The 16,026-nt window shown below is 69.0% G+C and carries 15 protein-coding genes, 1 pseudogene and 1 riboswitch; of the genes and pseudogenes, 7 read left to right on the top strand and 9 right to left on the bottom strand.

Annotation, left to right across the window (positions count from 1 at the left end; all coding sequences use genetic code 11):
- Positions 1–21: 21 nt before the first annotated feature.
- The gene (locus J2X20_RS12285) at positions 22–648 is read left to right on the top strand and encodes a glutathione S-transferase family protein (RefSeq protein ID WP_310264937.1); all 627 of its coding nucleotides are present in this window, start codon (positions 22–24) and stop codon (positions 646–648) included.
- On the opposite strand, the gene J2X20_RS12280 is transcribed toward J2X20_RS12285, so the two are convergent.
- The 4 genes and pseudogenes from J2X20_RS12280 to J2X20_RS12265 all read right to left on the bottom strand — a co-directional run bounded on the left by J2X20_RS12280 (position 645) and on the right by J2X20_RS12265 (position 4,097).
- Positions 645–1,772: an ABC transporter permease gene (locus tag J2X20_RS12280; protein ID WP_310264935.1), complete on the bottom strand. Its 1,128-nt coding sequence runs from the start codon at positions 1,770–1,772 to the stop codon at positions 645–647. The two genes, J2X20_RS12285 and J2X20_RS12280, sit on opposite strands and share 4 nt — an antisense overlap.
- Positions 1,773–1,855: 83 nt before the next feature.
- Positions 1,856–2,518: pseudogene (gene ccmA, locus J2X20_RS12275) on the bottom strand (heme ABC exporter ATP-binding protein CcmA); the annotation flags it as partial.
- On the bottom strand, positions 2,515–3,456 hold the full coding sequence (locus J2X20_RS12270) for an HlyD family secretion protein (RefSeq protein WP_310264932.1): 942 nt from the start codon (positions 3,454–3,456) through the stop codon (positions 2,515–2,517). The pseudogene ccmA and the gene J2X20_RS12270, both read right to left, overlap by 4 nt.
- A gap of 11 nt (positions 3,457–3,467) precedes the next feature.
- Positions 3,468–4,097, bottom strand: coding sequence for a TetR/AcrR family transcriptional regulator (locus J2X20_RS12265; protein WP_310264930.1), 630 nt, complete (start codon positions 4,095–4,097; stop codon positions 3,468–3,470).
- Between the two features lie 129 nt (positions 4,098–4,226).
- Between J2X20_RS12265 and J2X20_RS12260 the strand changes: the two genes are divergently transcribed.
- Positions 4,227–5,798 carry a methyl-accepting chemotaxis protein gene (locus J2X20_RS12260; RefSeq protein WP_310264928.1) on the top strand — a complete coding sequence of 524 codons (1,572 nt, stop codon included), beginning with the start codon at positions 4,227–4,229 and terminating at the stop codon, positions 5,796–5,798.
- A 20-nt stretch (positions 5,799–5,818) separates the two neighbouring features.
- Here J2X20_RS12260 and J2X20_RS12255 read toward each other — a convergent pair whose 3' ends face one another.
- On the bottom strand, positions 5,819–6,487 hold the full coding sequence (locus J2X20_RS12255) for a PEP-CTERM sorting domain-containing protein (protein WP_310264926.1): 669 nt from the start codon (positions 6,485–6,487) through the stop codon (positions 5,819–5,821).
- 164 nt (positions 6,488–6,651) lie between these two features.
- Positions 6,652–6,727, top strand: a riboswitch (SAM riboswitch).
- Positions 6,728–6,771: 44 nt separating this feature from the next.
- Between J2X20_RS12255 and metX the strand changes: the two genes are divergently transcribed.
- The 3 genes from metX to J2X20_RS12240 all read left to right on the top strand — a co-directional run bounded on the left by metX (position 6,772) and on the right by J2X20_RS12240 (position 9,450).
- Complete coding sequence (gene metX / locus J2X20_RS12250) at positions 6,772–7,947, top strand: homoserine O-succinyltransferase MetX (RefSeq protein WP_310264925.1); 1,176 nt, start codon at positions 6,772–6,774, stop codon at positions 7,945–7,947.
- The gene (gene metW / locus J2X20_RS12245) at positions 7,944–8,519 is read left to right on the top strand and encodes a methionine biosynthesis protein MetW (RefSeq protein WP_310264923.1); all 576 of its coding nucleotides are present in this window, start codon (positions 7,944–7,946) and stop codon (positions 8,517–8,519) included. The genes metX and metW overlap by 4 nt, the downstream gene beginning before the upstream one ends.
- Positions 8,520–8,589: 70 nt before the next feature.
- The gene (locus tag J2X20_RS12240; RefSeq protein ID WP_310264921.1) at positions 8,590–9,450 is read left to right on the top strand and encodes a hypothetical protein; all 861 of its coding nucleotides are present in this window, start codon (positions 8,590–8,592) and stop codon (positions 9,448–9,450) included.
- On the opposite strand, the gene J2X20_RS12235 is transcribed toward J2X20_RS12240, so the two are convergent.
- From J2X20_RS12235 to J2X20_RS12225, 3 genes are all read right to left on the bottom strand, one after another.
- Positions 9,451–9,639 carry a hypothetical protein gene (locus J2X20_RS12235; protein WP_310264919.1) on the bottom strand — a complete coding sequence of 63 codons (189 nt, stop codon included), beginning with the start codon at positions 9,637–9,639 and terminating at the stop codon, positions 9,451–9,453.
- A gap of 66 nt (positions 9,640–9,705) precedes the next feature.
- Positions 9,706–11,409, bottom strand: coding sequence for an MORN repeat-containing protein (locus J2X20_RS12230; protein WP_310264916.1), 1,704 nt, complete (start codon positions 11,407–11,409; stop codon positions 9,706–9,708).
- Positions 11,406–12,737, bottom strand: a complete 1,332-nt coding sequence (locus tag J2X20_RS12225) for a hypothetical protein (protein ID WP_310264913.1) — start codon at positions 12,735–12,737, stop codon at positions 11,406–11,408. The genes J2X20_RS12230 and J2X20_RS12225 overlap by 4 nt, the downstream gene beginning before the upstream one ends.
- 119 nt (positions 12,738–12,856) lie before the next feature.
- Here J2X20_RS12225 and J2X20_RS12220 point away from each other — a divergent pair, with 119 nt between their 5' ends.
- Together J2X20_RS12220 and J2X20_RS12215 are read left to right on the top strand one after the other, a co-directional pair.
- Positions 12,857–14,332, top strand: a complete 1,476-nt coding sequence (locus tag J2X20_RS12220) for a M20 family metallopeptidase (protein WP_310264910.1) — start codon at positions 12,857–12,859, stop codon at positions 14,330–14,332.
- Positions 14,333–14,336: 4 nt separating this feature from the next.
- The gene (locus J2X20_RS12215; RefSeq protein WP_310264907.1) at positions 14,337–15,284 is read left to right on the top strand and encodes a LysR family transcriptional regulator; all 948 of its coding nucleotides are present in this window, start codon (positions 14,337–14,339) and stop codon (positions 15,282–15,284) included.
- Between the two features lie 156 nt (positions 15,285–15,440).
- On the opposite strand, the gene J2X20_RS12210 is transcribed toward J2X20_RS12215, so the two are convergent.
- Positions 15,441–15,995, bottom strand: coding sequence for a hypothetical protein (locus tag J2X20_RS12210; protein ID WP_310264904.1), 555 nt, complete (start codon positions 15,993–15,995; stop codon positions 15,441–15,443).
- Positions 15,996–16,026: the final 31 nt, after the last annotated feature.

Genomic DNA, 16,026 nt, shown 5'->3' with positions numbered 1-16,026 from the left:
CTGTCGCCCCGCTGTCTCGCCATGATCGAACTGCTTTACTACCCCAGCAACGCCAGCTTCGCGCCCCATATCCTGCTCGAGGAAATGGGCATTCCTTACCAGCTGCGCCAGGTGGACCGGGCCAACAACGAACACAAGTCGCCGGCCTATCTGAAGCTCAATCCGAACGGCGTGATCCCGGTGCTGATCGACGGCGACCTGGTGCTCTACGAGACGGCCGCCATCCTGATGCATCTGGCCGACTGCCACCCTGGCTTTGCGCCGGCACCGGGCACGGCCGAGCGGGCCCAGTATTACAAATGGATGGTCTGGCTGACCAACACCCTGCAGGCCATGCTGATCCACTACTTCTACCCCGACCGCATGGCCAGCAACGCCGATGAGGTCAAGGCGCGCGCCGAGGCCCAGATCGCCCCGCTGCTGGACCAGATGGACGCCGAGCTGGCCCGCCATGGCGGCGACTGGTTCCTGGGCCAGCAGTACACGGCCGTCGACGCGCTAGCCTTCATGCTGTGCCGCTGGACGCGCATGCAGGCCAACCCGGCCAAGACGCGGCCGGCCCTGGGCGCCTATCTGAAGCGGGTCTTTGAGCGGCCGGCGGTGCAGCGCGTCGTCGCCAAGGAAAAGCTGGCCGATCCGGTCTATTAATCCAAGGTCTGCCGGTAGCGCAGCAAGGCCACGCTGCCGGCCACCGCGAGGAAGGCCAGCATGGGCCACAGCTCAGGCAGCAGCTCGGCCCCGCCCGAACCCTTGAGCATGACGCCGCGCACGATGCGCAGGAAGTGCGTCAGCGGCAGCACCTCGCCGAGGTACTGCGCCCACCGCGGCATGCCGCGGAAAGGGAACATGAAGCCCGACAGCAGCATGGACGGCAGGAAGAAGAAGAAGGTCAGCTGCAGGGCCTGGAGCTGGTTCTTGGCCAGCGTCGAGAAGGTGAAGCCCACGCCGAGATTGGCCAGCATGAAGACGCCGATCATGGCCAGCAGCAGCGTCACGCTGCCCACCATGGGCACGTTGAACAGTGCAAAGGCCGCGCCGAGGATGACGCCCAGCTGCACATAGCCGAGCACCACATAGGGCAGGATCTTGCCGGCCATGACCTCGAAGGGCCGCACCGGCGTGGCGAGCAGGTTCTCCATCGTGCCGCGCTCGCGCTCGCGCGTCATCGCCAGGGCCGTCAGCATGACCATGGTCATGGTCAGGATGGTGCCGACCAGGCCGGGCACGATGTTGTAGCGGCTCAGGCCCTCGGGGTTGTAGCGGCGCTGGATGCGCACCTCGAAGGGCAGGGGCTGAGGCGCCCTTGACGCGAGCGCGCCGCGCAGGTCGCGGTTCAGCGCCGTCTGACCGAGCTGGCTCAGCGCCGCAATGGCATTGCCGGCCGCCGAGGGGTCGGTGGCATCAGCGGCGATCAGCACGGCCGGTTTCTCGCCGCGCACGACGCGGGCACCGAAGTCGTCCGGCACGACGACGAGAAACTGGATGTCGCCGCTTTGCAGCAGCGCGTCTCCACGCGACTCCGCGATGCCGCTTTCGACGACATGGAAATAGCCGCTGGTCTGCAAGGCCGCGACGAGGCTGCGTGCCATCGGGCTGGTGTCCTGCGACACGATGGCTGTCGGCAATCCCTTGGGATCGGTGTTGATGGCATAGCCGAACAGCACCAGCTGCATGATGGGCACGCCGACGGCCATCGCAAAGGTCAGCTTGTCGCGCAGCATCTGCTGCACTTCCTTCAGCGCGATGGCGAACATGCGGGCCAGGGCTTGCATCAGGCGGCTTCGCTGAAGTTGTCGGTGGCTTGCCCCACCAACTTGACGAAGGCGTCTTCGAGGTCGCCGGCATCGGCCTCCTTGACGATGGCCGCTGCCGTACCGCGCGCCAGCACGCGGCCGTAGGCGATGTAGACCAGCTCGTCGCAGCGCTCGGCCTCGTCCATGTAGTGGGTGGAGACGAGGACCGTGATGCCCTCCTGGGCGAGGTGGTGGATCTGGTCCCAGAACTCGCGCCTCGCCTTGGGGTCGACACCGGCGGTGGGTTCATCGAGCAGCAGCAGCTTCGGCCTATGCAGCAGGCAGGCGGCCAGGGCCAGGCGCTGCTTCCAGCCGCCGGATAGCGCGCCGGCCAGCTGCTTTTCGCGTGTCTTCAGGCCCAGGCGCTCCAGCGCAGCATCGACGGCCTCCTTGCGGTTCTCCATCGAGAACAGCCGCGCGATGAAGTCCAGGTTCTCGCGGATGGACAGGTCTTCGTAGAGGCCGAACTTCTGCGTCATATAGCCGACCTGGCGCTTGACCTCGGCGGCCTGGTGGCGGAAGTCCAGGCCCAGCACCTGGCCTTCGCCGGCATCGGGCGTCAGCAGGCCGCAGAGCATGCGCAGCGAGGTGGTCTTGCCGCTGCCGTTGGGACCGAGGAAGCCGACGATGCGGCCGGTGGCGACCTGCATGTCGACCCCATCGACGACCTTGCGGCCGCCGTAGGACTTGGACAGTCCCTTCACGTCGATGGCCAGATCAGTCATTGCGTGACGTCCAGCGGCTGGCCCGGATGCAGCTTCTCCGCATCCTCGGCCTTCACCGGCCTTGCCTCGACAAGAAAGACCAGCTTGTCGCGCTGCTGGTTGGAGTAGATGACGGGCGGCGTGTACTCCGGCCCTGCGGCAATGAAGCTGATGCGCGCGGGAATGGCCGCGCCGCAGCCGTCGCAGTGCAGATTGACGGCCGCGTCCAGCTTGAGCCCGCCGACCGCCGACTGCGGCACATAGAAGCGCGCCTTGCGGTTGGCCGGCGGCAGCAGGGCCAGCACCGGCTGGCCGGCGCCCACCCATTCGCCTGGGCGCAGGAAGACGTCCTGCACGCGGGCCGGCATAGGCGCGCTCTGGCGCTTCTGCTCGACGCGCCAGGCCGTCTGGGCGCGGCCGCTCTCGGCCGCCTGCGCGAGTGCCCGGGCTGCATCGCGCTCGTCGTCACGCGCCGGCAGCCGGCCCACCTGCAGGGCGGCGTCCAGCTCCATGACGCGGGCGCGGGCCTGGGCCAATACCGTCGCGGCGTCGTCCACACGGGCCTGGGCGACAAAGCCCTTGGCCAGCAACTCCTGCTGGCGGGTCAGGTCGATGTTGGCCAGGCGCTCGGCGGCGCGGGCCTGGTCGAGCTGGGCCTGGGTGACGGCCAGCTCGGGAATGCGGCGCCCCTTGTCGGCGTCCTGGGCCTGAGCCTGGGCGCTCTGGGCGCGTGCACGTGCCTCGGCATCGGCGGCGAGCTCGGGCGTGGCGTCGAGCTCGAACAGGGCCTGGCCGGCGGCCACGGCCTGACCGGAGCGCACCGCCAGGTGGGTGAGCCGCCCGGCCACCGGCGGCGCGATATAGACCAGCTCGGCCTCGGCATAGCCCGTCCAGCCCTGCGGAGGCTTGTCGCTGCAGCCGGCCAGCAGGGCCAGGATCAGGAGGGGGGAGGTTCTCATCGGCTTCTCCATCAGACGCCGCTCGCCAGGCCCAGCAGCGCCCATTCGATACGGCGCTGCAGCGCGGCGTCGGACAGCACGTCCTCGTCCACGGCAGCCAGCAGGGCGGGCGGGACGGCATCGATGGACTTCATGCCGCCAACCAGGATCAGCGGCGCGACGACGGCGCCCATCAGGAAGGAAAACCGCGTCAGCAGCGGGCGCTGCGGCAAGCGGCCCCGGCTTTCGGCCTCCTGCAGCAGGGCCATCAGCACGCCCAGATGGCGCGGCGCATTGGCACGCAGGAAATCCTGGGCGACGGCCTCGCCGCCCTGGGCGTCGGCCCAGACCCGCGCGATCAGCGGCCGGTGCTCGCGCACGAAGCGCGCCACGCCCAACAGGGCCGCGGCCAGGCGCTCCATGACGTCGGCCTCGCCCTGGCTGTGCAGCGACAGCGCGCTGAACATCTCCTCGTAGTGCTGCTGCAGCAGGGCGCGCAGGAAGGCGTCCTTGCTGCCGAAGTGGTAGTGGACCATGGCCGGGTTGACGCCGGCCGCCTCGGCCACGCGGCGCACCGACAGACCGGCACAGCCCAGGGCGGGGTAGAGGGCGGCGCCGGCGCTGAGCAAGGCCTGGTCCTGATCCTGGCTGGGGCGGGGCATGCTCTCGATTATTGGTCAAGTGTTCAGTAACCACAAGTTGCGGCAAAAGGTCGCTTGCCATCAGTGGCCGCTTCACTAGCATGCAGGCAACAAGGCCGCGCCCTAGCGGCCCAGCTAGGAGACGTGCCCATGAACCTCGCCACCTGGATGCGCAGCTTCACCATCCGCACCCGCATGCAGGGCGCCATCGCCCTGGTGCTGCTGATGTTTGCGGCCCTGGGCTTGACCGGCCTGCTCGGCGGCCGCCAGCTGATGACGCTCAATGTCGACGTCACGACGCATGCGATGCAGGATCTTCGCCATCTCGCCGCCATCCGCCAGGCCCTCGCCGATGTGAGACTGGAGGAGAAGCAGATGGTCATCGCCTATGAGGACCCGGACCAGGTCAAGCAGTTCCGCCTGCGCTGGGACGCCGCGGCCCAGCGCCTGACCCAGCCCCTGCAGGGCCTGCAGGAGGGCAAGCAGGAGGAGAACAAGGCCGTCGCCGCCGAGGCGCTGAAATTCCTGCAGGACTACCGCACGGCAGCCCAGCCGGTGCTCAACCAGATCGAGGCCGGGGGCTTTGACACCGCCAAGGTGGCCGACCGCATGCTGAACCGCCCCAAGGCCGCGATGCGCGAGATCGAGAAGCGCGTGGAAGCCATCGGCGGCCTCATCGACCAGCAGGCCAAGGCCACCGAGGCCGAGTTCGCCGCCGAGATGGCCCGCATCGGCTGGCGCTCGCTGGCCGTCCTCGTCCTCGTCATGGTGCTGGTCGTGCCGCTGACGCTGGTCAACTCCAGCACCATCACCAGCCCGATGCGCTATGCCGGCACCGTGGCCCAGTCCATCGCCAGCGGGGACCTGAACAACGTCATCCGTGTCGAAGGCCGCGACGAGGCCTCCGAGCTGCTGCGCGCGCTGGATGCCATGCAGTCCAGCCTGCGCGAGCTGGTGCGCCAGGTCAAGGATTCGGCCCAGAGCATAGAAACGGCCAGCAGCGAGGTGGCGTCGGGCAACCAGGACCTGAGCCAGCGCACCGAGCAGGCGGCCGCCAGCCTGCAGCAGACGACCAGCTCCATGGAAGACCTGACAAGCGGCGTGCGCCATGGCGCCGACGCGGCCGGCAAGGCACGCCAGCTGGCCGAGGGCGCGGCCGAGGTGGCCCGCCGTGGCGGCAAGGAGGTGGCCGAGGTCGTTGCGACCATGGACCAGATCAACGACAGCTCGCGCCGCATCGGCGACATCCTCGGCCTCATCGACAGCATTGCCTTCCAGACCAATATCCTGGCCCTGAACGCGGCCGTCGAGGCGGCGCGCGCGGGCGAGCAGGGCCGCGGCTTCGCCGTCGTTGCCAGCGAGGTGCGCGCCCTGGCCCAGCGCTCGGCCGGCGCGGCGCGCGAGATCAAGTCGTTGATCGGCGCCAGCCTGGAGCGCACCGAGGCCGGCTCCCGCCTCGTCCAGCATGCCGGCCACACCATGCAGGAGATCGTCGACAACGTGCAGAAGGTCAGCGACATGATCGGCGAGGTGGCCGAGGGCGCCGCCGACCAGAGCTCGCGCATTGGTCAGATCAATGGTGCCGTCACGCAGCTTGACCGCATGACGCAGCAGAACGCGGCCCTGGTGGAAGAGTCCGCCGCGGCGGCGGAAAGCCTCAAGCAGCAGCTGCAGCTGCTGACGGGGGCGGTGGCGCAGTTCAGGCTGGATGCCCGCGCCTGAGGGCGCGGCCGCCGCCTGGCTCAGGCCCGGCGACGCCGGGTCGCGGCCAGGGCGGCGAAGCCTGTCGCCAGCAGCGCCAGGCCGGCGGGTTCGGGCAGCAGACGCACGGCCTCGAGCGTGCCGTCGACCTGGGCGAGGTCGCAGCTGTTGGGGTCGTTGGCGCTGCTGGAGCAGAACTGGAAGCTGTGCACATAGCCCGCCAACAGGCGCGGATCGGGCAGCGTGGGCAGAGCGCCGCTGTTGAAGATGCCGAGGTCGCCGCTGCGCATGATGACGCTGAGGGCGGACATGCCGCCTTCGGCGTTGAAGTCGTTCAACCCGAAGGTCAGGCCGTCGACCAGGGGCGGTGCCGAAGCCTCGGGCGGCACGGCGTCGTTTCGCACGAAGAGGCTGCCACCGGCGGCGGGATTGAAGCCCGAGGTGAAGGGGCCGAGGCCGCCGATCATGATGCTGAAGTTGATTGAGGAAGGGTCGTAGCGGTAGCGTCCGCCGGCCTGGCCAAGAAGGTTGGCGCTGGTGTCGAAACTCACATCGATGGTGAAGGCGTTGCCCGCTGAAATGGGAACACCGACATTGCCCGACACGGCATCGAGATGCCCGCTGAACTGCCACATGACCGGCATGGCGCTGGTCGCCAAAGGAAAGGCGAGCGCCATCACAGCGGTCGCGAGCTGCGACTTGATCTTCATGCGGAATGTCCCCCGATGGGTTGGTTGCTCTTGTTGGTGCGCCTGTATCGGCATGGACGCCGCATGTAGACGAACCCGGGCCGAGTTTCTGCCTGGGGTTCTGCAGTCGCCACCTCGAAACGCGGGTCGGGCAATCCCTAGTTTTAAGTGGCCAATCGCTATACTCTTCGCACAGCGCCGATTTGTTCCGGATTGCGGGCGCTCAATAAATGCCGCTAAACAGGGCTCCGAGATCAACCGGCGTCCCGCAAGTGGCCGCCGGTTTTGTTTTTCTGGAGTAGGCCATGACGGGCCGTAGCGTCGGCGACGTATCGCCGCAGAGTTTTCATTTCGACGAGCCGCTGCCGCTGCGCAGCGGTACCAGCTTCGGGCCCTACGACCTGATGGTCGAGACCTATGGCCAGCTGAACGCCGAGCGCAGCAACGCGGTGCTGGTCTGCCATGCGCTGAATGCCAGCCACCATGTCGCTGGCAGCTATGCCGGCCAGGCCAAGAGTGAGGGCTGGTGGGACAACCTCATCGGCCCGGGCAAGCCGCTGGACACCGACAAATTCTTCGTCATCGGCGTCAACAACCTCGGCTCCTGCTTCGGCTCCACGGGGCCCATGCACGTCAACCCGGCGACCGGCCGGGCCTGGGGCGCGGACTTCCCCGTCGTCACGGTGCAGGACTGGGTGGATGCCCAGGCCCGCGTCATCGAGCGCTTCGGCATCCTGAAGCTGGCCGCGGTGCTGGGCGGGTCCCTCGGCGGTATGCAGGCCCTGGACTGGGCCTTGCGCTATCCCGAGCGCGTGGCCCACTGCATCGCCATCGCGACGGCGCCGAATCTGTCGGCCCAGAACATCGCCTTCAACGAGGTGGCGCGCCGCGCCATCGTGACCGACCCCGACTTCCACGGCGGCCATTTCTACGCCCACGGCGTGGTGCCCAAGCGCGGCCTGCGGGTGGCGCGCATGATCGGCCACATCACCTATCTGTCCGACGACGTCATGGCCGAGAAGTTCGGTCGCGAGCTCAAGGGGGGCGCCCTGGGCTACTCGACCCAGGACATCGAGTTCCAGATCGAGAGCTATCTGCGCTACCAGGGCGACAAGTTCAGCGACTACTTCGACGCCAACACCTATCTGCTGATCACGCGGGCGCTGGACTACTTCGACCCGGCCTCCGAGCATGGCGGGGACCTGACGCGAGCCTTCGCCAGCGCGCGGGCCAAGTTCCTGATCGCCAGCTTCACGACCGACTGGCGCTTCTCGCCCGACCGCTCGCGCGAGATCGTCAAGGCCCTGCTCGACAACCGGCTGGATGTGTCCTATGCCGAGATCGATGCGCCCCATGGCCACGACGCCTTCCTGCTCGACGACCCGCGCTATCACGGCGTGCTGGGGGCCTATTTCGAGCGCATCGCCGGCAATCTGTGCCCCGCGGCCCGGCCGCTGCAGATCAAGGGGGTGGCGGTATGAGCTTTGATCCCGCCATCGCGGCCCTGGTGCCACCGGGTTCGCGCGTGCTCGACCTCGGCTGCGGTACCGGCGAGCTGCTGGAGCACCTCATCAAGCACAAGGGCTGCACCGGCTACGGCGTGGAGCTGGACGACGCCAACCTGCTGGCTTGCGTGAAGCGTGGCGTCAACGTCATCCAGCGCAATCTGGAAGAGGGCCTGTCCATCTTCGAGGACCAGAGCTTCGACGTCGTGCTGCAGCTGGAGACGCTGCAGCATCTGCGCAATGCCGAGCAGATGCTCAAGGAGACGGCGCGGGTGGGCAAGCTGGGCATCGTCAGCTTTCCCAACTTCGCCCACTGGCCCAACCGCCTGCAGGTGCTGTTCGGCCGCATGCCGGTGACGCGGGCCCTGCCCTATGAGTGGTACGACACACCCAATATCCGCGTCGGCACCTTTGCCGACTTCGGCGTGCTGGCGCGCAAGAACCGGCTCAAGATCCTGGACAGCTTCGGCCTGCAGGACGGCGGCGTGGTGCGATCGCTGCCCAACCTGATGGCCAGCGTGGCCGTCTTCAAGTTCGAACGCGAGTGAGCGAGTCGTCCGTGCGCAACGGACTCAAACCCTAGCCCCGGGCGGCCGGCAAGTCGCTAGGCTGGTGCGCATGCAGCGCGCCCGCTTCCTCGCTTCCCTGTTGGCCGCCGGCGTGGCGCCGTGGGTGCGGGGCGAGCCGGCAGGGCTGCGCTTCATCTACCCCAACGTCAATGGTCTGGGCGAGGCGGGTTTCGGCTTCCGCGCGCTGGCCTTGGCATTGCAGAAGTGGGGGCGGCCCTTTGAGCTGAAGATGGCGCCCGACCCCACCAACATCCCGCGCTCGCTGCGGGCATTGGAGCGCGGGGAGCTGAGCGTCATGGACCTGGGCAGCAGCGCTGCCATGGAGCAGCGCTTCCTGCCCATCCATCTGCCCATCGACCGTGGCCTCAGCGGCTGGCGGCTGCTGGTCATCCGCGCTGACGCGGTGGCCAGGTTCGCGACCGTGCAGCGCCTGGAGGAGCTGGCGCTGTTGCGTGCCGGGCAAGGCAGCGACTGGCCCGATGTGCAGTTGTTGCGCGGCGCGAGCCTGCCGGTCGTCACGGCGGACCGGCTGGACCTGTTGTTCCGCCTGCTGCAGGCGGGGCGTTTCGACTACCTGCCGCTGGGCCTGAACGAGGCCCACGGCTTTGTGCGCCAGCACCAGGCGCTGGCGCCGGACGCCGTCATCGAGCCCCATCTGGCCCTGGTCTATCCCTTTGCGCGCCTGTTCTTCGTGCGCCGCGGCGATGAAGCGCGCCGCGCTGCCATCGCCGAGGGCCTGGGCCAGGCCTTCGAGGACGGCAGTTTCCAGGCCATGTTTGCCACCGATCCGGTGGCCCATGGAGCGCTGGCCCGTGCGCGGCTGGCCGAGCGACGGGTGCTGCAGATCGCCAACCCCGATCTCAGCGATGCGACGCGCGCCATCCCGGCGCGCTATTTCGTCAGGCCGTGATCAGGCCGATTTCTTGTGGCCCTTCTTGGCGACCTTCTTGTGCTTGGCCGTGGTTTTTTTCTTGGCGGCCGTCTTGGCGTGCACGCCGCTGCTGACCTGGCCGGTCTTGTGATGCGTGGGCACGCGCGCCTCGGCGGCGGGGGCGGCGATGGCGATGGCGGTGATGAGGGCGGTGAGCAGGGTCTTCATCTCGGATCTCCAAAAGAAAAGCAGATGGCGCGAGCGTAACGGAGCCAGCCTTCCGAGGCCTGTTGCCTAGCTCCCTTTGCGGATCATGGCGCCATCGTCCGTGCGCTCATCCTCCTTGAAAACGCCTTCCCAGCGGTCGCCGGTGGGCCAGAAGAAAACGCCGCTTCCGTGCTTCAGGCCGCGCGACCAGGCCCCTTCGTAGCGTTCGCCGGTCTTCCAGGCGTACTTGCCCTGGCCATGAGCCTTGCCGGCCTCGAACTGGCCTTCGTAGGTGTCGCCGTTGGGAAAGACCATGCGGCCTGTGCCCTGGGGCAGGCCGGCGGCCATCTGGCCCTCGTATTGGTTGCCGTTGGCGAAGCGCATCTTGCCGACGCCCTGGGGCTTGTCGTTGACCCAATCACCTTCGTAGCGCTGGCCGCTCATCCAGATATAGCTGCCCTTGCCGTGCGGCAGGCCCTGGCGCAGCTGGCCGGTGTAGACGTCGCCCGAGGCATAGGTCAGCTTGCCCTCGCCTTCGGGTTGGCCGTCCAGCACCAGGCCTTCGTAGTGGTTGCCGTTGGCAAAAGTCATCACGCCGCGGCCGGTGGCGCGGTCGCCGGCCCAGTCACCCTTGTAGCGCTGGCCGCCGGCCCAGCGGATCTCGCCGACGCCCTGGCGCTGGCTGTGCGTCAGCGGGCCTTCGTAGACATCGCCGTTCTTCCACTCGACGCGGCCGGTGCCGCTGACGGTGTCGTCGTTCTCGCGCACGAACTGGCCGACATAGCGCGTGTCGCCGGCGGTGCGGTCGAAGAGCTTGGGTTCGGGCGCGGGCGCCGGTGCGGCGGCCAGCGGGGTGATCGGCGCGGCGGCCGCTTGGCGCAGCGGCGCGGCCGCCGGCGGGGCCGGGACAGCGGCCGGCTTGGCGCCCGGGGGCGCCGCAGCGGTGCCGGGTTTGGGCGCGGTGGCGACCAGCGCGGGCGTCGGCACCGGGGTGCCCGGCAGCGGTGTGGCCACCCAGGGCGTGCCGCGCTCGCGGGCCAGGGCCTGGGCGTTGTTCAGGGCCAGTTCCTGGGCGCTGCCCTTGCAGGCCTTGGCCGTGTCGCGCCACAGCGTCTCGCCGATCTGGCTCTGGGTCTGGCGCTCGGCCAGCGGCAGGGCGGCACCGCTGTTGCGCAGCTTGGTCGAGAACTCGCGGGCGCGCTCGAAGGGCGGGGCGCAGAACTCGGCGTTGTGGCCGTCGATCTCGCTCTGCTCGCGGCGGCGCTGTGCAGTCTGCTGCTGGCTGCCGCTGCATTGCTCGCCGGCCAGCTCCCACATGCCCTCGGCCTTGCGATAGAGGCTGGCGGCGTCGGCAAAGCGTCGCTCGCCGAAGGCCGCACGGGCGAGGTCCTGCAAGGAGGCGGCGTCGCGATGGGCGGTCTCGCATTGGCTGCCGGCCTGCAGCTTCTCGGCCAGGGCGTCGCGGGTCTTCTGGCTGTCGGCCAGGTTGCGCTGGGCGCGCTCGCGGGCGCGGCCGTCGCAGGCGGCGATGGCCGCCCCCCATTCCGCGACGGCCTCGTCGTGCAGCTTGACCAGGGCCTGCAGCGGCTGGTTCTGCGACTGGGCGGTGGCGGCGCGCAGGTCGGCCGACAGGGCGCGGCTGCTCAGCTGGGCGCAGCTGGGCGGTGGCGGGGCCGGCGCGGGCACGGGTTCTGAGGCGGCCGGCTCCGGAGCCGAGGCGGCGGCTTCACGAGGGGTCTGCGCCTGCGCCAGACCGGTGATGAACAGCAGCAGAACGTTGGCCAGCCTCATTTCTTCTTGGCCCCAGATTCGGCGGGCATCTCAAGCATGGCGTCAACCAGGCCGCGCGAGAAGCGGCTGGCGCCGGGGTCCTCGGGGCTGTCGAAGCTGAAGCTGCCCTGGGCCGAGGCCAGCGGCATGGCGCCAATCTCGCGGGCCAGGGAATCGGCCTTGAAGCCGCCGAGCAGAGCGACGACCTCGGCCTCGAAGCCGCGCGCCGCGGCGACCTTGTTCAGCGCCGCGAGGCGCTCGGCGTCGAACAGGAAGGCATTGGCGGCCAGGCCGCGTTCGACCAGCTTCTGATGCAGGGAGAAGCCGGCCAGCGGCGATGCGCCCAGGGCCGCCATGCGCGTGAAGGCCCAGCTGTCGGCGTAGTCGAAGGTGGTGGCCGCGATGCGCGAGATGCCAGACAGCGAACCGCGGTTGGCGGCCGCGGCCTGCATGACGTTGACGACCTGCTGGCGGGTCAGCTGCTGTGCGGCGTCGACCAGGCCCTCGCGGATCTTCTGCGCGGCAATGGCCTTGCCCTGCTCGATGAGCTGCTGCTTGAGCAACTCGCTGGCCACGTTGGCGGCGGCGCTCTTGGCGGCACTGATGGCGGCATCGGCAGCCAGAGCCGCGGCCTTGACGCCCGAGGCCAGGGTCGCGAGGTTGTAGAGGGTGCCGCCGATCTTCAGCGCGTAGTGATAGGTCTTCATGCGGGCCCCGCCCTCTTCCGAGAGGCCCTGGGTCCACAGCACCATCCACAGCGCCTCCTCGGGCGTGGGCTCGGCCAGCGTCACTTCCAGCGGATGCAGGCTGAGCAACCAGTGGTAGTCCTGCAGTTGCGGCGTGTTGGGCGGCGCGAAGCGCGTGTAGCCGCGGCAGACCTCGAAGGGCCTGATCTGCACCGCCTTGCCAGCCGCCGTGCCGACGGTGAAGGGCTTGCCGTTGTCGCGCGCCTCGGCCAGCCATTCCAGCAGCTTCTCGCCGTCGTCGTTGTTCTGGCCGGCCACATGGTTGATGCGCGTGCCCATGGGCAGGGGCGAATCCTGGGTCACCGCGATGACGGTCAGGCGCTCGTCCACCTGCAGGGCGCGCGCCCACGCGACGCGGTCGTTGTCGTTCCAGCCGGCGCTGGTGGCGACGGCGAAGGGCAGCTCCCACTGCTTGTCGCAGTCCTTGTCCTTCAGCGCCGCGCTGCGCGCGATGGCCGGGCGGATCAGGCGCTCGCCGGCGCCATAGGCGCGCATGCCGGCCAGCAGGGTCTCGTCGACCTTGCGGCCGTCGTCGACCGTGAACTTGGGCGCGGCGGCGCAGCCGGTCAGCAGCGCAAGCAGAACAATCAGTAACAGGCGCATGCCGGCGAGCCTAAGCGGTGGATGCCTTGGACGTTGCCGGTAGTTATCCCAGGCGGCATGAAGCGCTTGGCGTGCAAGCCTAAACTGGCGGATCGCGCCACCAGCGCCAGGAGTACGCCATGAACGCACGTGATCCCAACCTGCCCCTGCAAGCCGACGAGGCAACCGCCCTGGGTGCCTTCGCCGAACGTGTCTGGGACGAGGAAATCGTCCCCGCGCTGACCGACTACATCGCCGTTCCCGCCAAGAGCCCCATGTTCGATGCCGACTGGGAGAAGAACGGCCATATCGAGAAGGTGCTGACCCAGGCCGCTGCCTGGGTGGAGAGTAAGAAGGTTGCCGGCCTCAAGCTCGAGGTCATCCGCATCCCGGGCCGCACGCCGGTCATCTTCTTCGAGGTGCCGGCGACCAAGGCGGCCTCCCCGGACACCGTCGTCCTCTACGGCCACCTGGACAAGCAGCCCGAGTTCAGCGGCTGGCGCAGCGACCTCGGCCCCTGGACGCCCAAGTACGAGAACGGCCTGCTCTACGGCCGCGGCGGCGCCGATGACGGCTATGCGGTCTATGCGTCGCTGACGGCCATCATGGCCCTGGACAAGCAGGGCATCCCGCGGCCGCGCTGCGTCGGCCTCATCGAGACTTGCGAAGAGAGCGGCAGCTTCGACCTGCCCGCCTACCTCGACATCCTCAAGCCCCGCCTGGGCAATGTCTCCCTCGTCGTCTGCCTGGACTCCGGCGCCGGCAACTACGACCAGCTCTGGCTGACGACCTCGCTGCGCGGCATGGTGTCGGGCGTGCTGAAGGTCGAGGTGCTGACCGAAGGCATCCACAGCGGCGACGCCTCGGGCGTCGTGCCCTCGTCCTTCCGCATCCTGCGCCAGGTGCTGGACCGTCTGGAGGACAGCAAGACCGGCCGCCTGCTGCCGGAGAGCTTCCACTGCGAAGTGCCGGGTGCCCGCCTGGAGCAGGCCCGGGCGACGGCGGCCATCCTGAAGGAGGAGGTCTACAAGCGCATGCCCTGGGCCTGCGGTGCGGACGGCGGCCCGGTGCTGCCCGTGACGACCGACCCGGTCGAGGTGCTGCTGAACCGCACCTGGCGGCCGACGCTGTCCGTCGTCGGCGCGGATGGCTTCCCCGAGCTGAAGAACGCCGGCAATGTGCTGCGGCCCTACACGGCCTTCAAGCTGTCGCTGCGCCTGCCGCCGCTGGTGGACGGCAACGAGGCGGCGCTGCGACTGAAGACGCTGCTGGAGGACAACGCGCCCTACAACGCCAAGGTGACCTTCACGCCCGACGGCCGCGCCGGCGCCTATGGCGCGACGGGCTGGAACACGCCCGAGCTGTCGCCCTGGCTCAGCCAGGCGCTGAACGAGGCCAGCCAGGCCCATTTCGGCGCGCCGGTCGGCTATATCGGTCAGGGCGGCACCATCCCGCTGATGAGCATGCTGCAAAAGGGCTTCCCCAAGGCGCAGATGATGGTCTGCGGCGTGCTCGGCCCCAAGAGCAACGCCCACGGCCCCAACGAGTTCCTGCATGTGCCCTATGGCAAGCGGCTGACCGCCGCCGTCGCCCAGGTCATGGCTGCCCATCCCTGACTGAATGGATCAGCTCCGCGCCATCAAGGTTTTCGTCCGCGTCATCGACGAGGGCAGCTTCGCCGCCGCAGCGCGGGCGCTGGACCTGGCGCCGGCCGTCGTCACGCGGCTGGTGGCCGAGCTGGAGGAGCATCTCGGCACGCGGCTCTTGAACCGCACGACGCGGCGGCTGTCGCTGACCGAGATCGGCGAGGCCTACCTCGAGCGGGCGCGGCGCATCCTGGCCGACGTCGACGAGGCCGCGGCCCTGGCGGCGTCGGCGACGCAGGAGGTGCGGGGCCTGCTGCGCGTGCTCTGCCCGCCGGCCATTGCCGTGCACCAGCTCGCCAAGCATTTGCCCAAGTTCCACCGCGAGTTCCCGCTGGTGACGCTGGAGCTGACCTCGCCCGGCCCGGTCGAGACGGTGGACGATGCCTACGACCTGACCATCTTCCTGACCCGGGAGGTGCCCGACGGCGACTTCATCGCCCGCCGCCTGGCGCGCAGCGAGTTCATCATGTGCGCCTCGCCCGACTATCTGGACCAGCGCGGCCGTCCCCAGCACCCCAGCGATCTGAAGCAGCACGACGCCCTGCTGCCCCCCACGCCCGCCCTGATGCGCGGCCTGACGCTGCAGCGCGGCGACGGCCAGGAAGAGATCACCCTGCCCATCGTGCCCTCGCGCGCGACGCTGTCGACGACGCATATGGACACCAACTACGCCGCCGCCCTGCACGGCCTGGGCGTGGCCGGGTTGCCCAGCTTCATGGTCGAGGATGCTTTGCTGGAGCAGGCCCTGGAGCGCGTCATGCCGCAATGGCGCCTCTTTGGCACGACGCTGTGGGCGGGCATGCCGACGCGCAAATACGTGCCGGCGCGCACGCGGGCCTTCCTGGACTTCCTGCTCGAGATCTTCGGCGGTGAGGACAAGGATCCGTGGCTGGTCGCGGCGGGATGCGCAACGTGTCCGTGAGCCCCTCGCCCAGTTTCGCTGCGCTGAACGCGCGCGAACCTGGTCGGTCCCCCGAGGGGACGGCGATGCAAGCGGCATTGAGCCGCCTGCACATCGCCTGAGGACCGGCTTGGGAACGGCCCGGCGCCGGCCCTCAGTGGGGGCAACAGGTAAGCGCTATCTCAAGGTGAAGCCCGGTTCGAAGAACTCGGGGAAGCGCGTCTCCATGGCCCGCTTCAGCGGCCCGAAGGCGACATAGCGGCTGGACGTCTTGGCGATATGGGCCAGCAGCCGACGCTCCTCGGCGTGGCCGTGGCCGATCCGCACCAGATGCTGGCGCAGGGCACTCCATTCCAGCTCACGCCAGTACTCCCCGAAATCTGCGGCCAGCTCCTCGTCGAGCTGGCCCTCCTTGCGGCAGGCGTCCCAGTGGCGCGCGGCCCAGTCGATCTCCTGGGCTTCGTCCCAGGCCAACTCGGGCGGGCGCAGCAGGGCGGCCAGTTCGTCTGTCACGCTACCCTTGGGGGCGTCGTCGATGAGACGGTGCAGCACGGCGTCCAGCCCGCTGTCGATGCCGTTCTGGGCGATGCGCGCCAGGCCAGTTCGCAGCGTGGTGGGGTCCGGCGGCACCAGCGGCGCGGGCCGGGCGCGCAAGGCCGCGCAGGCCTCACGCATCAGGCGGTCGGCATCGGCGGGGTGGGCGAGGAGGTCGGCAATCAGGGTGGAGGTCATGGAGAGGAAATCCCTCGTGGATAATGAAATT

The sequence above is a fragment of the Roseateles saccharophilus genome (assembly GCF_031458095.1).
Lineage (GTDB): Bacteria > Pseudomonadota > Gammaproteobacteria > Burkholderiales > Burkholderiaceae_C > Pelomonas > Pelomonas saccharophila_A.
Note: the sequence above shows the minus strand (reverse complement) of the source record. Positions and strands in the feature narration are given on the sequence as shown.